Here is a 17791-nt window from a genome sequence, read left to right on the forward strand (position 1 = left end):
TCTTTTTTCTGCTTTGCAAATCGTCCTTTTGACTGTCGGACATCTTACATGTTCATTTTAATCGACTCCCGCATCGTTTGCAAGTTGTCACAGCCGGAACCCACTTTATGACAATAACCAGCCCAGTTTTTCGTGCATACTGCTCTGAAATCTTGGATACATCATACAATTCAAACCATTTTCCAACTTTTCCGGGTCATTCGTCCTAAAAAGTCATCAGACAACTTCAGGCATAAAAAGTCCCCGCACAGACCTTGCGCTGTGCGGGGACGTAAAATGCGGCGGCGTCAGGTTTCCCATTCGCCGTCGTAAAGCTTTCGGATGCAGTTGCGGTTGAAGTTCAGGTGCATCACCATGGCAGACCGGGCACCAATGGGGTCATGCCGGGCAATGGCTTCGGTGATCATGCGGTGGGTCAGGATGGTCTCCTCCGTCAGCTTTTTGTGGGTGACATTCACGAACATCATGACCGCCGTATCGATGATGGGGATCAGCTGCTCCACCACCATGTTCTTGCTGCTCTCTGCGATGCAGGTATGGAATGCGATGTCGTCCTCAATGTACAGATCGCCGCTGTGGATCTTGTTCTCCACCCGGTCGCACAGGCGCTGGATGCGCTCGATGTCCTCGTCGGAAGCGTTCAGCGCTGCCATCTCGGCCATGCCCGGCTCCAGCAGCAGGCGCACATTCACCAGATCCAGCGCCAGCGCGTTCTTGTCCTGCACGCTGCGCAGGTTCAGCGGGTCCGAAAGACCCTTGGCGGTCGTGACCACATAGGTGCCGGAGCCCCGCCGCACCTCCACGATGCCCTTGCTGGACAGCAGCTTCACCGCTTCGCGCACGGTGCTGCGGCCCACGCCGAACTTTTCGCCCAGTTCAAATTCATTGGGCAGCTTGGTGCCCGGTTCCAGCGGCGTGTCCAGAATATAATGGTAGATCTCATCCTCCACCTGCTCGGCCAGAAGCTTGTTTTTCAGATGGGAAAATTCGCTCATGGGTGCTCCCTCCCCTTTTTTGAGCTTATTATAAGGCAGCCGTGCAGGCAAAAGCAAGGGCCGTCCGCTTTTTCGTTCCCTGCGTAACAGACCCGGCAGGCAGACGCACCACTGCCCCCGCCCGCCGGGGGATAGGAGAAGTCCGGCAGACGAGGGCAGCAGCGCTGTATCAGGATAGAGAGATCGCTTAGTTTTTGCCCTTGGGCAGCAGACCGGCGCGTTCCAGAGCCGGACGCAGGGCAAGGTACAGGATCACCACGCACACGGTAGAAGCCACACTGTTCACAAAGGTGATGCCGCCTGCAATTTTGGTCAGCGCCTGTGCCACGGTGTACTCCTGACCAAAGATGTACACATTACGGAAGTAGCCAAGGAAGGGGTCGGTCAGCACATTCAGGAACAGGCCGGAACCGGCAGAGACGATCACCTTTGCCAGATAGCCGGAGCTGTGCCTGTCCAGCTCGCGCAGCTTGAAGACCTTGTGCGCCACAGCACCGCAGGTGATGCCGATGATGAACTTCAGCACAAAGGTGGTGACGGCGTAGCCCGGGTCACCGGCCAGGATATCGGCCAGCGCCAGACCAATGGCACCGGCCAGACCGCCGGACACACCGTCCAGCAGCAGGGCGGTCAGGGCGGTGAAGGTGTTGCCCAGATGGAACGACGAGCCGCCGTAGAACGGCACACGGAAGAACAGATAGGCCACAAGGCTCAAAGCGGCCATGACGCCGGTGAGGGCCAGCTCCTCGGTGGTGAAGGTGCGCTTGTACAGCACACTGCCAATGACGATGGCGATGACAACGACTGCCAGCAGCAGCCACATTGCAGTAGTAGACATGATTTACTTTCCCTCCAATTTTCCAAAATACCAGCCCAAACCCATGCGAACTTGTCAGGGCGAGGCCCTTCCATCTTGCCTGCGGCAAGACCGTTCGCCGCTTCAAAGCCCCACTGGGGCTTTGATTGCTTCGCAACCGCTTACCTACAATCCTACTTGACATTTGGGTGTCCAGCGGGTATGCTCCTATTATACGCAGAACTGACACCATGAAAATACCCAGAACAAAGTTTTTTTATGGTATCAGTTTGGTGCAATCCCCAAACAGGAGGGATGATTTATGGTCCATCTGACCACAGCGCTGGACCCGTCTTCCAGCGTGCCGCTGTACGAACAGCTGTACCACAGCCTTGCCGGAGAGATGCGCAGCGGTACGCTTTCGGCAGGCGTCCGGATGCCCGGCAAGCGGCGTCTGGCGGCAGAGCTGTCCGTCTCGGTGAACACGGTGGATGCCGCCTATCAGATGCTGGCGGCGGAAGGATATCTGGAGTCCCGGGAGCGCAGCGGCTTTTATGTACAGGAGTATCTGGCCCTGCCCTCCCGCCCGGCCGGTCTGCCCCAGCCGCCGGCGCCGCCGGTGCCGTCCCCCGCGCCGCCGGTGCGGTACGACCTTTCCACCCGGGGCGTGGACCCGGGGCTGTTCCCCTTCCGCACATGGGCGCGGCTGCAGAAGGAGCTGCTGTACTCTTCGCCGGAGCTGCTCACTCACGGCGATGCGCAGGGCGACCCGGCCCTGCGGCGGGCACTGGCCGAATATCTTTCCGAATACCGGGGCGTGCAGTGCGGGCCGCACCAGATCGTGGTGGGAGCCGGTCTGGAATACCTGCTGAGCCTGCTGGCCCCGCTGCTGCCGGGCATGGCCGCAGTGGAAACGCCGGGCTACCCCCGCGCAAAGCAGGTGCTGGAAAACAGCGGCGTGCACTGCTGCTGTCTGCCGGTGGACGGCGACGGCCTCTCGGTGGAGGCGCTGAACCGGTCGGATGCGGCGGTGTGCTACGTCACGCCCAGCCATCAGTTCCCCACCGGCGTCACCATGCCGGCGGGCCGCAGAGCCGAGCTTCTGCACTGGGCAGCCCGCAGGCCGGGCGGGCGGTACATCATAGAGGACGACTACGACTCCGAGTTCCGTTTTGACACCCGTCCCCTGCCCAGCCTGCAGGGCATGGCGGGTGCAGACGGCCCGGTGGTGTACCTCTCCACCTGCTCCCGCAGTCTGGCCCCCAGCATCCGCATTGCCTATATGGTGCTGCCGGAGCACCTTCTGCCCGCATGGAGAGAAAAGTACCGGCTCTATTCCGGCACCGTGAGCCGCTTTGAGCAGCAGACGCTGGCCCGGTTCATCACAGAAGGCTATTTTACCCGGCATCTGGCCCGGGAGCGGGTGGCCTACAAGGCCCGGCGGGACGCACTGGCTGCAGCGCTGACGGCAGCCTTCGGGCCGGAGGAGCTGACCCTTGCGGGCCTGCACACCGGTCTGCATCTGCTGGCAAAGCTCAGGGACCCGCCTCCGGACGACGCCCTGCGCCGCGCCGCCGAAGCCGAAGGCGTGCAGCTGGGCCTGCTGAGCGATTATGACCTGACCGGCGAAGCTCCCTCGGCGGCGGGCACACTGGTGCTGGGCTACGGCTCCTTGAAGGACGAGTCCTGTGCCTCGGTGGGCGAAACATTGAAAAAGGTCTGCACGGCGGCGCGGGAAGCATCCGTGACCGTGTAGGTGCCGCTGGCGGCATTCCACCGGCCGGGCAGAGCCTGCGCTTCCACGGCGGCGCCGTTGTTGGCCAGAAATTCCAGCGTGCGGCCCAGCGCGTCGTAGTCCAGCGCAGTCAGGTCGGTGAGCAGCAAAGAGCTGACGCCCCGTAGCGCGTCCGGCAGGGTGGTGGGCAGCAGCTCTGCATTCTGCCGAAAAAAGGCGTCCCACGCGGCTGCACGGGCCGCCGCAGTGCGCTGGGGCGAAAGCGCAGTGTCCGCCTGCAGCTGGCACAGAAACGCATGGGCGTCCCCGGCCGAAATGCCCTGCACCGCCCGGCTGCGGCCATAGTGGGCAAGCTCGTCTTCGGTCAGTGCGCCGGAAAAGCCGATCCGGACCGGACCGTAGCGGCTGGCAATGCGCTCCAGCACATCGGGAGAGAAGGCCAGATACCGGGTATCTTCCGGCAGGGCAAGCACCTGCATCAGTGCTTCCCGGCAGCGGGCCGGGCCTGCAGCGGCATAGCACTGCGCAAGGGCCGCCTGCTCATCGGCAAAGGGCACTGTGAGCACGGCGGGCACGCCGAGCAGGTGCACGCAGTTCTGGCTGGCGTTCAGGTAGGCCAGCACGAAGCCGGGCTGTTCGCCGGAGACGCACAACAGCACTGTGAGCTGATCGGTCGTCCGGGGCAGCTGAACGGGCACGCCGCTCTCGCTGCGGGCCGCCTGCCGCAGCTGGGCACGCAGCTGCTGGCGGGACAGCAGCACCGTGCCGCCCACCAGCGGGACCAGAACCAGCAGCGACGCCAGCAGCGATGTCCAGAAAGGTCTCCAACCTCCACTGCGCATGGTACATACCGCCTTTCGGTTTTTGCATAAAGCTTTGGCCCATAGGCAAGACTTTATGCAGAAAAGGAGGCGTTTGCAGATGAAACACAACAAAGAGACCGCACCGATCACAGAGAAAGAGCGGGAGGACTTCTGGCTGGAGATCGGCCCGGCCAGTGCCTATTACGGCACAGATTCCTATGAAACAGCCAGAGAAAACGGCGATGCCAGCCCGGACGGGAAGCGGCTTGGCTTTGACGGCGCAGAGCCGGGCACCGGCCCCCGTGGAGCTGCGCCGGATAGCCCCGCACTGGAACCTTGGGATGATCTGCCGCCCATCGACCGGCCCTGAAAAGTCACACCAAAATTAAATTCATCTGTCTGCATAACAGATGAAAAAGCAGCATATGATATATAAAATGTCTTGCGCACAAGGACAGAATATGGTATAGTCTTTCTATCGCGCACAGCTGTGCGCCGGAAGAACTGAAAAAGACGTGTACGGCAGGCAGTGTCCGTGCACTCTGGAGAAGCCCGCGTTTCAGAGCGGCGGGTGCCGAAGGTGTAAGGCCGCAGGGAAAGGCGGCTGTATCTCTCAGGCAAAAGGACAGAGCCATCGTCTTTGCGCAATGGGGCGCAGCCGGGAATGCGGCGCGCCCCGGCTGCGGAAAATGAGAGCGCTCCGAATTTTGCGGACAGAGCCTTTGGCAGGTTCTGTCCGCTTTTGTTTTGTGTATAGGGGGAAAAGAGAGAATGGTCGAGATGATCACACAGGTGAACAACGCCGTCAACGGTGTGGTGTGGGGGCCCTTTGGTCTGGCGCTGCTGTTCTGCACCGGCTTCTGGATGAGCGCCCGCACGGGCTTTTTCCAGTTCCGTAAAATGGGCTACTGGCTCCGGCACACCATCGGTGCGATCTTCACCAACAAGGACATCACCGCGCACACCAGCAAGGAGGATATGGCCATCAGCCAGTTCCAGAGCATGTGCACGGCGCTGGCGGGCACCATCGGCACCGGCAACATCGTGGGTGTGGCAACGGCCATCGTCTCCGGCGGCCCGGGTGCCATCTTCTGGATGTGGGTCATGGCATTGCTTGGCATGATGACCAGCTTTTCCGAGAATGTGCTGGGCGTCTACTTCCGCCGCAAAAACGAAAAGGGCGAGTGGTCGGGCGGTGCCATGTACTACCTCACCGACGGTCTGGGCGCGAAAAAGGGCTGCCGGCAGATCGGCAGAGTGCTGGCGGTGCTGTTTGCCTGCTTCTGCATCCTTGCATCCTTCGGCATCGGAAACATGAGCCAGGTCAATTCCATTGCCGGCAATATGAACGCCGCCTTCGGCGTGCCGACCCTCGTCACCGGCCTGTGCCTGATGGTGGTCACAGCCCTCATCGTCATTGGCGGACTGAAGCGGGTGGCCGCTGTCACCGAGAAGCTGGTGCCGCTGATGGCACTGTTCTACATTGCAGGTGCACTTGTGATCGTGGTGCTCCACGCAGTCAATATCCCGGCAGCATTTGCCGCCATCTTCAGGGGTGCCTTCAACCTGAACGCCGCAGGCGGCGGTGCGCTGGGCTACGGCATCAGCCAGACCATCACATGGGGCTTCAAGCGCGGTGCCTTCTCCAACGAAGCCGGTCTCGGCTCCGCCGTCATGGTCAACTCGGCCTCCAACGTCAAGGAGCCGGTGCATCAGGGCATGTGGGGCGTGTTTGAGGTGTTTGCGGATACCATCGTGGTCTGCACGCTCACCGCGCTGGTCATTCTGACCACCGGCGTTGTGGATCTGCAGAGCGGTGCGGTGCTGGTCGGCGTGCAGGACAACGCGCTGGTGGGTCAGGCGTTCACCGCAGCCTTTGGCAGCTTCGGCCCCAAGTTCATTGCCATCTCCATCCTGCTGTTCGCCTACTCCACCACGTTGGGCTGGAGCCACTACGGCACCAAGGCTGTGGAGTACCTGTTCGGCACCACCGGAAGCCGCATCTACAAGGTGGTGTTCGTGTGCATGACCGTGGTGGGCGCTACCATGAAACTGGGTCTTGCGTGGGACCTCTCCGATACCTTCAACGGCCTGATGATGATCCCGAACCTCATCGGTGTGCTGGCCCTGTCCGGCACCGTGGTGGCCATTACCAGAAACTACTTCGACCGCAGGGTCAAGGGCAAGGACATTGAGCCCATGTGGTCGGCCTTCCCGGAATACCAGAAACAGGAAGAAGCGGAAGCCGCTGCAGAGGAAGCAGAGCTGGAAAAGGCCGCGAACAAATAAAAAAGAGACGCAGGGGCCGTCCACAAATCGTGGACGGCCCCTGCGTTTTAGCATCATTCTTTTTCCAGCAGTAGGAACCGGAACGAGATCTCAGTCTCCAGCTCCGGCAGGGCGGCAAGACGTTCTGCACCGCCGCGGGGCGTTTTCCAGTAGTAAGGCGTCATGGCGAACAGGGCTTCCAGCTGGTCCTGCGGCACCGTGATGCGGCCCGACACCTCCCGCTCTCCAATGGCCCGGAAGCCTGCGTAGGCGATCTGCTGCACCGGGTTTTTATACGGCTTTTCGTAAAGCACCGCTTTCATCTGATAGAGGTGCTCCGCACCGGGCACCACGTAGATCATCCGCCCGCCCGGGCGCAGCACCCGCAGGAACTCCTCCTGCGCAAAAGGCGAAAAGCAGTTCAGCAGCAGGTCGGCCCAGCCGGTGTGCACCGGCTGGCTGAAACTGGACGCCACCGCATACTGTGCCGTGGGCAGGGCCTTTGCGGCCAGACGCACCGCAGGCTTTGCGATATCAAAGCCCGCCAGCTGCACCCGGCTGCCCTTTTCGGCAAAGGCCTGTGCGATGCACCGGTCGTACCAGCCCTCGCCGCAGCCCGCATCCAGCAGGTGCAGCGGCGCATCCGGCGCGGCAGGCCGGCCGTATTCCAGACACAGCTCTCCCAGCGCCCTGCCGAAGATGCTGTAGTATCCGGCATTCAGAAACGCGCGGCGGGCCGCCACCATCTCTTTGCTGTCGCCGGGGGCCTTGGTGCGCATGCTCTGCACCGGCAGCAGGTGCCAGTAGCCCTCCTTTGCGCGGTCGAAGCAGTGGCCCTTTGTACATTTCAGGGTGCTGTCGCCGGTCAGTTTTTCCCCGCACAGCGGGCACTGCCATGGGGCAAACGGTTCATTTTTGCTCATACTTCGTCGCTGTGATCCTCAATGGGGGCAGTTGCGCCGCCGTGGGCATTCATATATTCCTCAAAGTTGGTGAACTTCTGCTGCGGCGGCCGGCGGCTGATGAGCACCAGACCCGGGTCATCATCCCGTACAGCGGCACGGCTGCGGCGGCCGGACTCCGTTTTAGGTGCGCGAGCCGCTGCGGGCTGGGCACTGCGGGGGGCGTTCTGACGGCTGCGGGGGCCGTTGTTTGCGCTGCGGCCCTGCTCCGCGTTCTGGTTCTGGGCGGCAGGCTGACCGTTCTGGCGTGCCGGGCGTTCATTGCGGCGGCCGCGCGGGCCCTGACTGCCGCCGGACTGCTGTGCAGGCTGCGCGGCGGTGCGGATGGCCGGGGCGGCAGGTGCAGCCGGGGCCTTCTTGGCCGGGCGCAGCGGCGTGGCCTCCGGCGCACTGACAAAGTGCGGGTCAAACTTGGGCTGTGCATTGCTGCCGCGGGCAGGAGCATTCTGTTCCCGGCGCGGGCGGCTGCCAGTATTGGAACGGCGGTCGCTGCTGCGTCCGCCGGAAGTGCGCTTGGTATCATCCATGAGTGGTTCCTCTTTTTCGATTTTTACAGGCTTCGCCTGCACTTTGGGTGCGGGTGCCGCCTTTTTTTCAGGCTTTGCTTCGCTCTTTGCGGGCTTTGCCTGTTTTGCGGCCTGCTTTTCTGCCGGTTCGGCGGCAGCGGCCTTGGGCTTTTTGCCGCGCACGGGCGGCTCCGGGCGCACCGGCGCGGGCACGCCGTCCCACGGGTGGCCGCTCACCACAGGGATCTTGCGGCGGTTCAGCTTTTCGATGCCCGCCAGATACTCCTGCTCCTCGGGTGCGCAGAAGCTGACCGCCGTACCGTCGGCACCGGCGCGGGCCGTGCGGCCGATACGGTGCACATAGGTCTCCGGCACCTCGGGCAGGTCGTAGTTGAACACGTGGGACAGCTCGCTGATGTCGATGCCGCGGGCGGCGATATCGGTGGCTACCAGCACCTTGGTCTTGCCGGCCTTGAAGTTTTCCAGTGCGGTGACGCGGGCGGTCTGGCTCTTGTTGCCATGGATCGCCGCAGCCGGGATGCCCTGCTTGGTGAGGTCTTTTGCGATCTTATCCGCGCCGTGCTTGGTGCGGCTGAACACCAGCGCATTCACCACCGGGGGCTGCAGGTTCTTGATGAGCCAGGGCAGCAGGAATTTCTTGTTGCCCTTTTCCACATGATACAGGCTCTGCTGGATGCGGTCCACGGTGCTGGACACCGGGTCCACCTTCACAAAGGCGGGCTTGCGCAGGATGCCGGCCGCCAGCTGCTCGATCTCGGTGGGCATGGTGGCGCTGAACATCAGGTTCTGGCGCTCCCCGGGCAGCTTTGCGATCACCTTTTTCACGTCGTGCACAAAGCCCATATCCAGCATCCGGTCGGCTTCGTCCAGCACAAAGATCTCAAGGTCCGACAGGTCGATGAAGCCCTGCCCGATCAGGTCGTTGAGCCGTCCCGGGCAGGCAATGAGGATGTCTACCCCCTTTTTGAGCGCTTCCACCTGCGGTGCCTGCCCTACGCCGCCAAAAATGACGGTGCTGCGCAGCTTGAGATACTTGCCGTAGGCGTCAAAGCTCTCGCCGATCTGCAGGGCAAGCTCACGGGTGGGGGTCAGGATCAGGGCGCGGATGGCCCCCTTTCTGCGGGGCGCATTGGCCGTGAGCCGGTCCAGCATGGGCAGCGCAAAAGCAGCCGTCTTTCCGGTACCGGTCTGGGCACAGCCCATCAGATCCCGGCCGGACAGCACCGGCGGGATCGCCGCCGCCTGAATGGGCGACGGGGTCTCATAGCCTGCTTCCTGCACAGCGCGCAGGAGCGGGGCGGACAGATTCAATTCTTTAAAAGTCATGGTTCTCCTAATTATTTCTCATGTGATTCGTTCGGCACACAAACCCTCTCCGGCTCGCGTTCGCTCGCCAGCTCCCCCGAAGGGGGAACTTTTACAAGAAGGATCCCTTTTGTGCACATCCCGAAGAGCTCCCCCCTTTGGAGGAGCTGGCAAAACCGTCAGGTTTTGACTGAGAGGCTTATTCCGTAATTTTCCGGCACTCCACGTAGTACCGCTTTTCTTCGGCGTGACCCATGCTGAAGGTCTTGCGGGGCAGCACGCCGCCCATCACGACCCCCTTGAACAGGTCGCTCTTGGCAAACGGCGGCATCAGAAAGGCCACAGCACCCTTTTTGCACAGGGCGCGGACGGCTGGCTCGTCGTGGACGTAATCCACCCGTGCCTCCGTGTGGCGTTCCATATAGTCCGCAATAAAATCGTCGATGGTGCCCACGGTCAGCGGCTCGGTGGGGTTCTCGAAGCTGAGCACGTTGGACATGTGCGGCCCTGCCAGCGTGAAGGGCTGCTGCTTGCTGCCGCCGAAGCAGCAGCCGACCATATTGGAGTCGCTCCACGTGATCAGGCTCAGCAGCACCGTGGCGCAGTCCACATTGAACAGCACCCGGTGGATGGGCTCGATCTCGATGGCGGGCGAGTGTACATTGCACACCTCAGCCAGACACCAGCGGGCGGGATGCACCGCTGCCTGCTCCGGCGTCAGGGTCTTTTTCAGCTCCTCCCAGCAGGCCTTTGCGGTGGCCAGCGAGTGGTTGCCGTCGCCCACGGCCAGCGTCAGCGGGTCGCGGCGGGTGGCATCCGGATACTTTTTGTCAAACTCTTCCTGACTGCCCAGCACGGCCAGTGCATCCTCGATCTGCGCGATGAGGGCAGGGTCTTCCACAGCCCAGCCCGCAATGTGGCCGCCGTTCATCATCAATTCGCCCTCGTATACCTTGGGCAGCTCCTGTTTGTGCGCTGCCACCGGCTCGATGAGGGTGCAGCCCGGGTCATCGGCCAGCATCATGATGTGAGGCGTTTCCAGACTGGCACCGGTGCGCACCTTCATGCGGGGCGGGATGCGGCTTTCCACGGTGCTCTCGCTGGGGCGCACCGTGCATTTCTCGCCCCGGCGGTAGCTGTAGGCTTCCAGATCCACCATGCCCACAAGGCCCTGCCGCACCTTGCCGCTCTGCTCGGTGCGCTCTACGTAGATAAAGCCGTCCACCGCGCGGGTGAGCACATTCTGTGCGTAATCATCCATGGCGGCGTGGATCTTTTCAATGCGGGCGTCCGCATCGCCGTCCTCCAGATAGACCTCCGGCAGGATCAGGTTCAGGGTGCTGGGACTGCCCGCTGCTGCGGCCTCGGCCTTCTGCCAGTAATCCCGGTCGCTGGTGAACTGGTCGCAGGCGATGCAGCCCCACTTTTCCAGCGGGATCTGTGCCGAAGGCAGAAGGATATGGGCCGGTGCAAAGCAGGATTTGGTATTCATAGCAGATTCCTCCCTCTTATAAAACCAGAGACATTACTGGAAGATGTCGGCGCTGTGCAGCACCAGATGCTGCACGCCCTGTCCGGCGGCAGACTGCTCCAGTGCGGTGCGGCTGTCGGCGTCCACCGCCTTGTCTGCCGTCACCAGCAGGTTATCCATGCCCAGCGTCACAGCGGGCACATCCAGCGACACGCTGTTGGTATTGCACTGATCCAGCGTGTAGCTGAACCACAGGGTCATACTGCCCGCAAAGCGGCTCTGCAGGGCGGCGATATCCGCCTTGAGCTGGTCCGCGCGGGAAACGCCGCTGGTCTCGCCGTAGTCCTGTTTGCGGCTGAGCTTCGGGAACTGGACATTGGTCAGGACCACCTGCTCAAAGCCCATGCCCTGCACCTCGGCTACCAGATCGCCCACATACTCCACTGCCGCAGCGGAGTAGGGATTCAGCCATGCATTGCCGTCCTTCTGGGCGTCCAGCCACAGGCCGTCGCCGTAGTGGATGGCCATGCTGCGGTCGGTGCGGGAGGAGATGGGGTCCTTAAAGGCTGCAAGCTGGGCCACAGGGATCACGCCCTCTTCCCGGAAGATGGCCGCGATGCGGGCCGGGTCCACGGTGGTACCGGCAATGCTCTGGGCGGCAGCCGGCACCTGCGAAGCGTAGCAGATGCTGCCATCCGGTGTTTTCAGGGTCACAAGGCCGTAGTCTGCCCCCTGTGCCTTGAGCTGCTGTGCCGCCGCACGGATGGATGCGTCATCGGCAAGGGCGCTCACGTCCACCGCCGCCCAGCTGCCGCCGGTGACGGCCCTGCCGTCCAGTCCCTTGGGCTGTTCCGGCTCCGGCTGGGACGAGGCCGCTTCCTCTGCCGCCGCAGATGCAGCCGCTTCGGAGGAAGCCGCTGCGCGGGATGCAGATTCCGCTTCCAGATCCCGGTTTTTCACCACGGTGTACCAGGTGTGCGTGGCCCAGTCCAGCACATGGGGTGCTGCCAGCCATGCCGCGCCCAGCACCACCAGCACCAGCACCAGGATGCCAACGCCGCGCTTGATGCGGGCGCCCCGGCTGTAGAAGCTGCGGTGGTAGCGCTTGACCTTCTGCCGTTTATACTTTGCCATTGTCGATCCTCCTCCCTGCAAAAATCACAGGATCACAGAATGTCCGGTAAAACCATAGATCGCCAGTGCCAGCACACCGATGTACACCAGTGTGATGGGCAGGCCGCGGAAGGCTTCCGGGATGGCCTTGCTGCGCAGGCGGTGGCGGGCTTCCGTTACCAGCAGCACCGCCAGCACATAGCCAAGGCCGCTGCCCAGACCAAACCCGAAGGACTGGCCCAGCGTAAAGCTCTGGGTGCGCTCCACCAGCACGGTGCCCAGCACACAGCTGTTCAGGCCCGCCAGCGGCACGATGCGCAGCAGTGCACTGCGGTGCGGCAGGCCCTTTGCCAGCCACAGCACCGCGTGTTCCAGCAGGCACACCACGGCGATGCTGGCAATATAGACCAGCGGGCGCAGCTGGACACGGTTTGCCAGCGGCGCGATCCGGCTGCCGGCATACCATGCAAAGGGCGTTACCAGGATCTGGGTGATGCACAGCTGCATACCGAACAGCCAGCTGCTGGTGCGGTCATCGCCCACCAGCTGCACCAGACGGGACACGCCCAGCGCACGGGTAAAGACGGCGTTCTGTGCGAACACCGCCAGCAGTGCATAGTTGAAGAACACTGCACTGGTCGTAACAACATCTTTCATCCTTCGCGGTCCGCCTCCTTCTGGGAATGCACATCCACAAGGTTGCCCGCCTCTTTGGTGAGATATGCCCTGCGCCTTGCGGCCAGCGCACGCCATACCGCGCAAAGCACGCCCAGCACGATAAAGCCGCCCGCCGGCATCCCGGCCATGGGCAGCACCGGGCGGCTGACTGCCACGCCGAACACGGTGCCTGCAGCCAGCCATTCACGGATGCAGCCCAGCAGCACCAGCAGCAAAGCATAGCCCACGGTGATGCGCAGGCCCTTGGAAACGGCCTTGCGCACCGTCTCCTGTACGCGGCCGAAACGGTAGGTCAGCAGCGGCTCCACCGTGAGCATGGGCAGATAGATGCCAAGGCTCAGCAGGCCGGTGCCGAACAGCATGTTCAGGATGGGGTACACCGCCAGATACACCACAGCAGTGCTGAAGCCGTACACCAGTGCACGGGGCAGCAGCTTTTTCTGCAGCGTTTCCGGGGCAGGGTCCTCGTCGTACAGGGGCACAAGGCGGCTCAGCAGGCAGGCCAGCACGCGGGAGGGCACCAGCAGCAGCGCTACCGCCGCCGCCAGCATCACCGCATTCTGGCCGCTGGTGGCAAGCACCACCAGCGGGGCCAGACCCATGCCCTGCATGACCACCGGGTTATTCAGGAACACCCGGTCATGGTGGGCAAATTTGCCGGGGTCTTTTACGATCAGTTCAGCCGTTGCGCGTCTCATTGTGCTGCCCCCTTTCCGGCATCTGCCTGCAGATGGGTCAGGTGATACAGCTTTGCCTCGGTGCGGTCGATCCATGCCGACACACTGTTGACCACCAGCAGCGCAAAGCATACGCCGGTCTCATACACGCCGTAGTAGCGGAAGCCCATGCTCACAACACCCACCAGCACACCGTACAGGATGCGGCCCATGCGGTGGTGCACGCAGGTATAGGGTTCGTTGAGCAGGAACACTGCGCTGAACAGGATCGCGCCGGTGAGCAGCTCGTCCCGCACGCACCGCAGGCGGGGCAGCACATTTGCCAGCACAGCACTGTCGGCCAGACCCGCCTGCCGCGGGAAGAGGAAGGCGATCAGGGCACAGGTGAGCAGAAAGCTGACCGAGGCAGACATGTGGGCGTCCTTCTGGGTCCACAGGAACAGGCCGCAGGCCAGGATCACCAGCGCCGCGCCGGTGCCCATGGGGGCGGCATACTCGCCCAGACTCAGCACCAGCGAACGGATGTTCAGCATACCGCCGCTGCGCAGGGTGTCCTCAATGGTGCTGGACACCGGCACCATGGAAGCGTCCCACAGGGGGATGCTGGTGTAGGGCTGGGGGTAGCGGAACACCTGCTCCGGCCATGACACCGCCGCCACCACATAGCCCACAGCGGCGGGGTTGAAGGGGTAGCTGCCGTAGCCGCCGAAGATCTCCTTGCCGATGAGCACACCGGCAAGCACTGCGATGATCAGAACATAGATATCCACTGTTACCGGCATCAGCAGGGCGATGACGAGTGCAAAGCTCTCATTGGAAAAGTCACCGGCCTGATACACGCGGCGGCGCAGCAGCGAAACAAGACGGTCGCACAGATTTCCGGTGAGCACCGCGATGCCGCACAGCAGCAGCGGGCGCACGCCGTACAGGAAGCAGGCCATCCACAGCACCGGCACCGCCATAAAGCAGATATGCTTATAGTAGCGGCCGGTCTTCTGGAGCTGCGCTTCCTGTTCCCGGATCAAAGATTCATCCATAAATGGTTTTCCTTTCAAGGGTCAAAGGCTGGCGAGGTACTGCACCGCTGCAGCAGGGTCTGCTGCACCGAACACCGCACTGCCCGCCACCAGAATATCGGCACCCGCTTCCACGCACTGGGGCGCGGTGGTGCTGTCCACACCGCCGTCCACTTCCAGCAGGTAGTGTGCGCCGCGTGCCGCGCGCTCTGCCTTGAGCCAGCGCAGCTTGTCCAGCGCCGAGGGCATGAACTTCTGCCCGCCGAAGCCGGGCTCCACGCTCATCACCAGCACAAGGTCCAGCTGGTCAAGATAGGGTGCCAGCGCCTGCGGGGCGGTGCCGGGCTTGATGGTCAGGCCCACCTTGCAGCCCAGCGCCCTGACGGCATCGATGGTGGCCTGAATATCGTCCTCGCACTCAAGGTGGAAGTTGTACAGGGTGGCACCGGCCTTGATGAAGGCTTCCGCATACTGCAGCGGGTGGCTGATCATCAGGTGCACATCATAAAAAGCATCCGGCAGGTTTTTGTGCAGGCTCTTGAGCACCGGCACACCAAAGCTGATGTTGGGCACAAAGTGGCCGTCCATCACATCGTAATGCAGCATCTGTGCACCGGCATCCAGCACCATGCGGCAGTCTGCACCCAGTTTGCCAAAATCAGCAGAAAGAATCGAAGGACTTACGATCGCCATATTCTATCTTTACGCTCCGTTATTTTATAGTTTATTATTCCCCATCGTCCCGCTGTTGTGCCGGTTCACGGCCTCTGAAACAGCATGGACATGGTTATCTTTTAGTTTACATGAAAACGCCCAAAAAATCAAACCCGCCAACGGCTTTTTCACCGAAATGACGTATTTGGAAAGATCTGTCCATTTGCGAAGTAAACTCCCTCAGTCGCCGGGAAAACCCTCTCAGTCATCGCTACGCGATGCCAGCTCCCCCGAAGGGGGAGCTTTTATGCATCTCACGATCAGCGCGGATAAAGCTCCCCCTTCGGGGGAGCTGGCTGCGACCAGCGGGAGCAGACTGAGAGGGTCCCCCCACGCCAAAACAGCCAGACCGCCCCGCTCCATGGGACAGTCTGGCTGGAAGTTCATTCTACGGGCTTCATGCTGGCGGGGTCTTCCACAACGGGCTCTCCGCCGGCTTCATCCGGCAGGCGCTTCATGCCGCCGGGGTTCGGTGCCACGGTGGGCAGGGTGAACACGAACCGGCACCACTCGCCCTGCTGGCTCTCCACCCGGATCTGCCCGCCGGAAAGGTTCACCAGCACCTTGCAGATGTTCAGGCCCAGACCCGCGCCCCGGGCGTGCAGGCCGCGGGAGCGGTCCTCCTTGTAGAACCGCTGGAACACGTAGGGCAGCGCCTCCGGACTGATGCCCTGACCGGAGTTCCAGATGGAGATCTCGGCTTCCGGGCCCAGCTTTTCCACCCTGAAGCGGATGGTGCCCCCTGCCGGGGTGAACTTGATGGCGTTGTCCAGCAGGTTATACACCACCTGATGGATCAGGTCGGGGTCGGCGTAGACCAGCACCTTTTCGTCCATGGTCAGGCCGTCGATGTCGATCATGCCGTCGTTGATGCGCTGCTCTGCCGACAGCGCCACACCGGTGATGGTCTCCCAGATGTTGAACATCCGGGCGTTCACCTGATATTCGCCGCTTTCCAGCTTGGAGAGATCCAGCATGTTCTGGATGAGCCGTGCCAGACGGCCCGTTTCCTCGCTGACCAGCTGCAGGTAGTGGTTCTGCATATCCGGCGGGATGGTACCGTCCAGAATGCCGTCCACAAAGCCCTTGATGGTGGTCATGGGGGTGCGCAGCTCGTGGGCGATGTTGCCCATGAACTGGCCCCGGGAGTTGTCGTTCATCTGGATGTTGTCCGCCATGCGGTTGAAGGTGCGGGCAAGGTCTGCCACCTCGCCTTCGCCCTCCACGCCTTCCACGCGGACCGAAAGGTCTCCGCCGCCAAAGCGCTGGGCGGCGTCCGTCACCTTCTGCAGCGGGTCGGTGAGCTGGCGCATCAGGATCTTGGTCAGGATGCTGGCGCACAGCAGCATCACGCAGGCCGACAGCAGAAAGTTGGACCAGAACTGCTGCTTGAACTGGGTCAGCTGCTCGCCGGAAGAGCACAGGAACAGGTAGCCGCTGGGCTGGCCGTGCTCATTGCGCATTTCGCTGACCGTGATGTAGCTTTTCCCGTCCAGCATACCGTCCAGCGTGCCGAACACATGGTAGTAGTCCGCATCGGCAGTGTCGATCTTCTCCATCATTTCTTCCGGCACGGTCAGGCTCTCCAGCTTGTCCGGGCTGGAAGCGATCATCACCCGGCCGTCATTGTCGGTAAAGAACAGATAGGCCTCTGCGCTCTCGCCGATGATCTCCAGCTTGGTGCTCAGTGCGTCCAGCTCATCGCCTTCCGGCAGCTCCGCCTGCTGGACCAGATACTGGGCCGTGCGCTGGGTGACGCCCACCACCTGATCCAGTGTTTCGTAGCGGTCCTTGGCGAAGTAGTTTTTGAACAGCACCCACTCCGAAGCTCCCATCAGCACGATGCCCAGCACCATCAGGGTGGACACCAGCGAGAAGAACGCCACCGAGATACTTTTGCGCATTACTGACGCACCTCGAACTTATAGCCAACGCCCCATACAGTCTTCAGCTCCCATTTATCGGAAGCACCAGCCAGCTTCTCGCGCAGGCGCTTGACATGCACATCAATGGTGCGGCTGTCGCCGTAATACTCAAAGCCCCACACCTCGTCCAGCAGCTGGTCGCGGGTGTAGACGCGGTTCGGATGGGAGGCCAGACAGTTCAGCAGTTCCAGCTCCTTGGGGGGAGCCTCCACCACCTTGCCCTTGACCCGCAGCTCATAGCTGTTCATGTCCAGACGCAGGTTGTCGAATTCGATCACGCCCTCGGTGCTCTCGGCAGCGGCAGTGGTGGTCTGGCAGCGGCGCAGCACCGCCTTGATGCGGGCCACCACTTCCTTGGCGTCAAAGGGCTTCACCATGTAATCGTCTGCACCCAGTTCAAGGCCCAGCACCTTATCAAAGGTCTCGCCCTTGGCCGTGAGCATCATCACCGGGGTGTTGCCCGCCTTGCGGATGCGGCGGCAGACCTCCAGCCCGTCCATCTTGGGCATCATCACATCCAGCAGCACCATATCGGGCTTGACCTGATTGAACTTTTCCAGACCTTCTTCGCCATCGTTTGCCACCGTGACCTGATAGCCCTCCTTGGTCAGGTACAGCCGCAGCAGCTCGCAGATATTGGTATCGTCGTCCACAACGAGGATCTTTTCGTTGGCCATAATGATTTCCTCCCATTTTATCGGATGCCCGCCGGGGCGGACAGAGCAGCAAAGTATTCCACTTCTTATTATACGGAAGAGTTATGACAAAATAAAGAAGGATTTGTATGATTTTTTCACGATTCCGGC

General features: G+C 62.0%; 16 protein-coding genes and 1 riboswitch. Of the genes, 3 read left to right on the top strand and 13 right to left on the bottom strand.

Features of this window, described 5'->3' with window-relative positions; all coding sequences use genetic code 11:
• Window positions 1-287 precede the first annotated feature (287 nt).
• Together ACNSPV_RS01995 and ACNSPV_RS02000 are read right to left on the bottom strand one after the other, a co-directional pair.
• Complete coding sequence (locus tag ACNSPV_RS01995; protein WP_339396015.1) at window positions 288-995, bottom strand: FadR/GntR family transcriptional regulator; 708 nt, start codon at window positions 993-995, stop codon at window positions 288-290.
• Between the two features lie 187 nt (window positions 996-1182).
• A complete protein-coding gene (locus ACNSPV_RS02000) occupies window positions 1183-1833 on the bottom strand; it encodes an ECF transporter S component (RefSeq protein ID WP_348584795.1) in 651 nt (216 codons plus the stop codon).
• A gap of 280 nt (window positions 1834-2113) precedes the next feature.
• On the opposite strand from ACNSPV_RS02000, the gene ACNSPV_RS02005 reads away from it, so the two are divergent.
• On the top strand, window positions 2114-3547 hold the full coding sequence (locus tag ACNSPV_RS02005) for a PLP-dependent aminotransferase family protein (protein WP_348584794.1): 1434 nt from the start codon (window positions 2114-2116) through the stop codon (window positions 3545-3547).
• On the opposite strand, the gene ACNSPV_RS02010 is transcribed toward ACNSPV_RS02005, so the two are convergent.
• Window positions 3454-4368 carry a hypothetical protein gene (locus ACNSPV_RS02010; RefSeq protein WP_348584793.1) on the bottom strand — a complete coding sequence of 305 codons (915 nt, stop codon included), beginning with the start codon at window positions 4366-4368 and terminating at the stop codon, window positions 3454-3456. The genes ACNSPV_RS02005 and ACNSPV_RS02010 overlap by 94 nt on opposite strands.
• 79 nt (window positions 4369-4447) lie before the next feature.
• Between ACNSPV_RS02010 and ACNSPV_RS02015 the strand changes: the two genes are divergently transcribed.
• A complete protein-coding gene (locus ACNSPV_RS02015) occupies window positions 4448-4699 on the top strand; it encodes a hypothetical protein (RefSeq protein WP_348584792.1) in 252 nt (83 codons plus the stop codon).
• A gap of 162 nt (window positions 4700-4861) precedes the next feature.
• A riboswitch (glycine riboswitch) is annotated at window positions 4862-4968 on the top strand.
• Between the two features lie 132 nt (window positions 4969-5100).
• Entirely contained in the window at window positions 5101-6618 is a 1518-nt protein-coding gene (locus ACNSPV_RS02020; protein ID WP_348584791.1) for a sodium:alanine symporter family protein, read from the top strand.
• 53 nt (window positions 6619-6671) lie between these two features.
• Here the strand turns inward: ACNSPV_RS02020 and ACNSPV_RS02025 are convergent, their stop codons facing one another.
• The 10 genes from ACNSPV_RS02025 to ACNSPV_RS02070 form a co-directional block, all read right to left on the bottom strand.
• Window positions 6672-7520, bottom strand: coding sequence for a putative RNA methyltransferase (locus ACNSPV_RS02025; protein ID WP_348584790.1), 849 nt, complete (start codon window positions 7518-7520; stop codon window positions 6672-6674).
• Window positions 7517-9412 carry a DEAD/DEAH box helicase gene (locus ACNSPV_RS02030; protein WP_348584789.1) on the bottom strand — a complete coding sequence of 632 codons (1896 nt, stop codon included), beginning with the start codon at window positions 9410-9412 and terminating at the stop codon, window positions 7517-7519. Before ACNSPV_RS02030 ends, ACNSPV_RS02025 begins: the two co-directional genes overlap by 4 nt.
• Before the next feature lie 178 nt (window positions 9413-9590).
• Window positions 9591-10883: a DUF1015 domain-containing protein gene (locus tag ACNSPV_RS02035; RefSeq protein WP_348584788.1), complete on the bottom strand. Its 1293-nt coding sequence runs from the start codon at window positions 10881-10883 to the stop codon at window positions 9591-9593.
• 33 nt (window positions 10884-10916) lie between these two features.
• Complete coding sequence (locus tag ACNSPV_RS02040) at window positions 10917-11996, bottom strand: putative glycoside hydrolase (RefSeq protein WP_249237553.1); 1080 nt, start codon at window positions 11994-11996, stop codon at window positions 10917-10919.
• Between the two features lie 24 nt (window positions 11997-12020).
• Window positions 12021-12632: an Rnf-Nqr domain containing protein gene (locus tag ACNSPV_RS02045; protein WP_348584787.1), complete on the bottom strand. Its 612-nt coding sequence runs from the start codon at window positions 12630-12632 to the stop codon at window positions 12021-12023.
• Window positions 12629-13351, bottom strand: coding sequence for an Rnf-Nqr domain containing protein (locus ACNSPV_RS02050; RefSeq protein ID WP_348584786.1), 723 nt, complete (start codon window positions 13349-13351; stop codon window positions 12629-12631). Before ACNSPV_RS02050 ends, ACNSPV_RS02045 begins: the two co-directional genes overlap by 4 nt.
• Window positions 13348-14367, bottom strand: a complete 1020-nt coding sequence (locus ACNSPV_RS02055; RefSeq protein WP_348584785.1) for an RnfABCDGE type electron transport complex subunit D — start codon at window positions 14365-14367, stop codon at window positions 13348-13350. Before ACNSPV_RS02055 ends, ACNSPV_RS02050 begins: the two co-directional genes overlap by 4 nt.
• Window positions 14368-14388: 21 nt before the next feature.
• Window positions 14389-15039, bottom strand: a complete 651-nt coding sequence (gene rpe / locus ACNSPV_RS02060; RefSeq protein ID WP_348584784.1) for a ribulose-phosphate 3-epimerase — start codon at window positions 15037-15039, stop codon at window positions 14389-14391.
• A 404-nt stretch (window positions 15040-15443) separates the two neighbouring features.
• Window positions 15444-16964: a HAMP domain-containing sensor histidine kinase gene (locus ACNSPV_RS02065; protein WP_348584783.1), complete on the bottom strand. Its 1521-nt coding sequence runs from the start codon at window positions 16962-16964 to the stop codon at window positions 15444-15446.
• Complete coding sequence (locus tag ACNSPV_RS02070) at window positions 16964-17662, bottom strand: response regulator transcription factor (RefSeq protein WP_005938284.1); 699 nt, start codon at window positions 17660-17662, stop codon at window positions 16964-16966. The genes ACNSPV_RS02065 and ACNSPV_RS02070 overlap by 1 nt, the downstream gene beginning before the upstream one ends.
• Between the last annotated feature and the right edge of the window lie 129 nt (window positions 17663-17791).

It is taken from the genome of Faecalibacterium sp. 3 (assembly GCF_048323735.1).
Classification (GTDB): Bacteria; Bacillota; Clostridia; order Oscillospirales; family Ruminococcaceae; genus Faecalibacterium; species Faecalibacterium wellingii.